This is a genomic window from Frankia sp. AgB32, assembly GCF_023243045.1.
Taxonomy (GTDB): domain Bacteria; phylum Actinomycetota; class Actinomycetes; order Frankiales; family Frankiaceae; genus Frankia.
Genome location: NZ_JALKFX010000187.1, coordinates 1 through 355, shown reverse-complemented (window position 1 = coordinate 355; position 355 = coordinate 1). Strand labels below are relative to the sequence as shown.

The window sequence follows — 355 nt, the reverse complement described above, 5'->3', positions numbered from 1 at the left end:
CACGTTCCTGGGGTACACGTTCCGTCCCCGGAAAGCCCCGACGAAGGACGGCGGGAGCATGTTCACGTCGTTCCTGCCTGCGATGAGTCGGGAAGCCCTGAAAGACAAGGGCCGGACCGTCAGGCGCTGGCGGATGCATCTGCGTACCACCTCGGACATCGGGGAACTCGCCGTGTGGATGAATCCGGTGATTCGTGGCTGGATGAACTACTACGGCAGGTTCTACCGAACCGAGATGTACGCTCTCCTGCGCCGCATCAACACCTACCTGGTGCGGTGGGCGCGGAGGAAATTCGAACGGTTGAAGGCGTTCAAACGGGCCAAACGCTGGTGGAACGGGCTCCTGCAAAGGCAG

At 61.7% G+C, this 355-nt stretch carries 1 protein-coding gene; it reads left to right on the top strand.

Features of this window, described 5'->3' with window-relative positions; translation table 11 throughout:
- Window positions 1-58: 58 nt before the first annotated feature.
- Window positions 59-355: group II intron maturase-specific domain-containing protein (locus MXD60_RS26355; RefSeq protein ID WP_283099036.1), on the top strand; the 297-nt coding region annotated here is incomplete at its 3' end.